Source organism: Vibrio rubrogenes (assembly GCF_059641415.1).
In genome coordinates this window covers 1-3,784 of the sequence record NZ_JCARSY010000077.1, presented here as the reverse complement: position 1 = coordinate 3,784, position 3,784 = coordinate 1, and the positions used below count along the sequence as shown (strand labels likewise).

Genomic DNA, 3,784 nt, shown 5'->3' with positions numbered 1-3,784 from the left:
TCTAGACTTCTCAATTTCAGCGATTGCTCGCGAATTAAATATTTCTCGGAATAGTGTGTACAAGGCACTGAATTCAAAATAATATTTAAAATATTATTATAATATTACTAGTTCCGATTTAACTCCAACATTAGCAAATTCAAATTTTCCACATGGTAACTCCCAAAACATCAACCTCAGTCCTAAACCAGATTTAGTTACATGAGTTCTGCGTGCAATATCATTGTTTCTTTTCCTCGCTTCTTTTCTTGTTGTATCCGTATAAAAAATATTTATAGGATTTTTAGGAGTTTTCAATATAATTTTAGCCATGCACTCCAACAATGTAGAAGAAAACTTACCATCATTTGAACATTGATGACTATTTAATGAATTTATAAAATTATCACCCAAAGAAAATTCTTCATTATATATATATTTCCCATTTGATACTTGTTTACACTTGGCTACTATTGCTTGAGTATAATCTTTTATCGAAATAGATTTATTCCACATAAAATCTGGGTCACATGAAGATATTATTGAATCACAAGAGTCAAATAAAACACATTTAGCATTAAAATCCTCTTCCTCAATGATATCGTTATCTGTTTTATATAATGTAACCTTATCAATCATATGCTCATAATCATGTATCAATAAATTTTCATCAACAAGTGGTTTAATTTCCACACTATTCAAATACATGATATAACAGCAAAGTATAATTTCATTATTTATGATGCTATCAGCTATTGGTGTAGACGATATTTTTTCAGGTCTAAATCCATCATAAGCTTCTGCATCAAAAAAACCGAATCTGTCACTGAAATTTTCTATATTAGAAAGCATTCTAGTAAATAAATTTGCCAAATCCATATAATCAATTAGTTCATTTAATCCATTTGACTCAACATAACGTTTGAAAATTTGACTAGTAGGAAAACATTCTGCGTTCTGTAATACGTCAACCACATCATCAAAAAGCAAAGGAGAAAATATATTGCTATCACTCGATATATATTTAAGCTTATCAAAATTAGAAAGAAAATCATCAAAGTTAATTGCTACATTATATAGGGGATATATTAAAGCATTTGGAGTAATTGCTACAATCATAATTTACTACCTTTTAGTAGTTTTCTTTTTTTATTTGCTGATATTAAAATATTCTCCACTTCTATTTGTGTTTGATCAAAAAAGTCTTTAGGCCAATTTTTTATCGCACCAAATGGCGATATTTCTATATTATCCACTTTTGTTACCCCATCATACTTAGAAGTAAAATTAATAGCTATATAATCTTTTATATTTGTTTCTATTGATTGAGCTATTCGGTAACGTAATCTATTTATCAAATATTCACTATGCGTTTCAATGATTATTTGCCTATCAAAAATAGACATCGCTATAAATAAATCACATAATTTACATTGAATCTTTGGATGTAAATGCAACTCTGGTTGTTCAAAAATCAAGATATCATTTTTATCCGATAATAAACACTGCATTACAATTGGTATTACTTGGCTAACCCCTACACCAACATGGTTTAAATCTTGAACTTCATTGCCATCTTCTACTGAAACCTTTAATTCATAACCAAATTTGCCTTGTGCCGAAGTTTCAACTGATTTTACTATATCCAAATAGTTGAGCCAGTAATGCAAAGCACTTAAAAAACAATCTTTACTACTATTTACTACCAACTCATTTTCATCATTGATAATTGGAAAATCGATAATTTGGTTTCGATTTATATGGAGAATAGCTGCCGAATTTTCACCTTCAACCCCTATATCTCTTACATTTGATATATCAGATAAGGGATATACAGACTTTGGTTTACTTCTAAGAGGACCGATATATTTAACATCATTTGATAAATTCATATTAATAAATGATGATATATAGAAAAATATCTTAGGTAAATATGATTCTTCTTTGTATTCATTATCTATATTTTTCAGATACTCTTCAATTATATCATCACGATTTCGGTTAATGAAATTTATAAGTATCTTTCTTTTTTCTTTACCAACCCCTTTCATAAATGAAGCCCACTTACCTTTTGAAATATCGGCATTTCTTATAGTATCAAACATTTCTTCATTTAAAACTGGAGCATTATCCAATATTAATCTAGCTAAATTTTCTTTAGTAAACCCAGGTCTGGACTCTATACGACCAAAAATATCATCAATATTTGAAGATAAGTCTTTTTCTATTTTTCTTTTTATTTTATCTGAATGTTTTTTAGAAAAATCTATGATTAATCTAATTAAATTCTTATTGATAAAATCATTATCTTCATTATAAAAAAGACTTTGCTGCCGATGAGAGCCTTCGCTAAAATTAGTGATTTTTATATCAGTCATGAAATTCAACAAAGAATAGATATTATCTCTTGTTTCATTATATTGAATTGTTGCTTTAGCTGGTTTTATTCCATCTAAATGAATATCTTTAACCGTTTTATCCTTGATATAATCATCATTCAAAAATGTTGATATATCACTGCTATCTTTTATTTCAAAAACACCACCTTCTTTTGTTGAAATTAATGATATATATATTTTCTCATTATTTTTTGTAAATATATGATATATGATACTTTTAATTGGAGGCGTTATTTTATCTATTTTATCATCGTTAGAATCCAGTCCAAATTCAAATTTAATTATCATTCTAGTTATGTAGCTCGACCTGGTTTCTTTGATATCTAATTCAAATTCTATTAAATCATCACATTTTCCATTTTTAACTATATCATCAAAACCACCTAACTTTGTATATTTCCCATTTAAAAGCATGTTACTGCCAGAAAACTGACTATTAGCTGTTTGCGAAGCCAACAAAATCGCTTGTAAAATAGAACTTTTTCCAGAACTATTCGCTCCACAAAATAGTGTTAATGGTTTAAAACTTAATTTTTCAGAAAAATTTAATGACTTGAAATTTTTTATATTAATACTATTTAACATTTACGACACCATAAATGAGAGGGATACTATGATGAGATTAATGCATTTAGTGGCATAAAACAATGATTATACAATATAAGTGCATGTATATATGCTGAAATTTTCTAATAGATATCTATACTCTCGACTTAGAATCTAGAAGTTCAAGTCATGAAATCTACCCAAAGATGCAGAGCATCACTTTCTCGAACGCCTGTTCCATGCATTAACAAGAGTATTAACTGATCGCGTATCGCTACTCGGGGATCTCTTGCTCTGCCGACACCGTCAATAAAGAATGATTTAAACAAGTGTTCTAGAAATGATATTGCATCGCCATCAACTTTAAGAACGTCTTTCTTTCCTCTTACTTTCCGTACTTGTTTAACGACTTCTGGCAACGGATTGCTTTTGATATGCCCTAAAAAGTTGTATTGGTTGCGCTTAAACCATGCCGCATAGTTCAATCGTTCTTGATGGGATGACGCCTGTTCGAACGGGTTTAAGCTTTGTGTACTGCGCTCTTTAGCCAACCAATCCGTTAGCCCGTTTAACGCTGAAAGTAATTGGTTCACATTTGACGCAGAACGCGGTAGCCAATACAAACTCGACGGATCAGTTCCATCTTTACCAATTGTTCCCAAGGAAAGACGCTGAACAAAAGTTTGAAATAAAAGGCTTGGGCTGGAGAACAAATCCCCGTTGGCTTCCATGTATTCCAATAACAATTGGCACGAGAAAACAACACGATTCATCCAAGGAAGGCTTTTGATATGAGACTGGCTTACGATGTAATCAAGTAATGGTTCAAAGACTCCATGTTCAGTAAGCAGCCCTTATTT

The 3,784-nt window shown here is 30.2% G+C and carries 4 protein-coding genes; 1 reads left to right on the top strand and 3 read right to left on the bottom strand.

From position 1 onward, the window contains the following. Window positions 1-13: 13 nt before the first annotated feature. Window positions 14-82, top strand: coding sequence for a helix-turn-helix domain-containing protein (locus AC55NX_RS20495; protein ID WP_496997417.1), 69 nt, complete (start codon window positions 14-16; stop codon window positions 80-82). A 14-nt stretch (window positions 83-96) separates the two neighbouring features. Here AC55NX_RS20495 and AC55NX_RS20490 read toward each other — a convergent pair whose 3' ends face one another. The 3 genes from AC55NX_RS20490 to AC55NX_RS20480 all read right to left on the bottom strand — a co-directional run bounded on the left by AC55NX_RS20490 (window position 97) and on the right by AC55NX_RS20480 (window position 3,655). After that, window positions 97-1,098 carry a hypothetical protein gene (locus AC55NX_RS20490; protein ID WP_496997416.1) on the bottom strand — a complete coding sequence of 334 codons (1,002 nt, stop codon included), beginning with the start codon at window positions 1,096-1,098 and terminating at the stop codon, window positions 97-99. Continuing rightward, window positions 1,095-2,963 (bottom strand): DUF3696 domain-containing protein, encoded by a 1,869-nt coding sequence (locus tag AC55NX_RS20485; protein ID WP_496997415.1) that lies wholly within the window; start codon window positions 2,961-2,963, stop codon window positions 1,095-1,097. Before AC55NX_RS20485 ends, AC55NX_RS20490 begins: the two co-directional genes overlap by 4 nt. Window positions 2,964-3,106: 143 nt before the next feature. Further along, the gene (locus AC55NX_RS20480; protein WP_496997414.1) at window positions 3,107-3,655 is read right to left on the bottom strand and encodes a hypothetical protein; all 549 of its coding nucleotides are present in this window, start codon (window positions 3,653-3,655) and stop codon (window positions 3,107-3,109) included. Window positions 3,656-3,784 lie beyond the last annotated feature (129 nt).

Excerpts from the sequence above, each read along its gene's own strand:
- AC55NX_RS20490 (WP_496997416.1), bottom strand. The coding sequence starts at position 1,098 with ATGATTGTAGCAATTACTCCAAATGCTTTAATATATCCCCTATATAAT.
- AC55NX_RS20485 (WP_496997415.1), bottom strand. The coding sequence starts at position 2,963 with ATGTTAAATAGTATTAATATAAAAAATTTCAAGTCATTAAATTTTTCT.
- AC55NX_RS20480 (WP_496997414.1), bottom strand. The coding sequence starts at position 3,655 with ATGGAAGCCAACGGGGATTTGTTCTCCAGCCCAAGCCTTTTATTTCAA.